We start from the raw sequence: 335 nt of genomic DNA on the forward strand, positions 1-335 counted from the left end.
ACCATGCAACCGCGACGGCGGCGCGATCCACGCCCTGTGCCTGGGCCACGGTGTCCAGTTTCCCCGCAACGGCAGAGGGTTCGGTCATCAGGCTACCGCCGCCCAGCGGAGACCATGCCATGGGCCTGATGTGATGCTGCTGGGCATGCGCCAGATCGCCGTTTGTATAGCTTTGCCGCGCCGAAAGGCTTAGCTCGATTTGGTTTGTCGCCAGCGGATTAGTCATGTTGGCCTGCAACAGGTCCCAGTCCCAGGGGCGAAAGTTCGACACCCCGGCGGCTCGGATTTTGCCGCTTGCCACCAAAGCATCAAGGGCCGCCCCGGTTTCCGCCGCG

General features: G+C 64.2%; 1 protein-coding gene. It reads right to left on the bottom strand.

What is annotated here, in order from left to right:
• On the bottom strand, positions 1–335 hold a 335-nt coding region (locus G0Q06_RS14310), incomplete at both ends, for an aldo/keto reductase (protein ID WP_343203195.1).

This window comes from Oceanipulchritudo coccoides, assembly GCF_010500615.1.
In the GTDB taxonomy this organism is placed as follows: Bacteria; Verrucomicrobiota; Verrucomicrobiia; order Opitutales; family Oceanipulchritudinaceae; genus Oceanipulchritudo; species Oceanipulchritudo coccoides.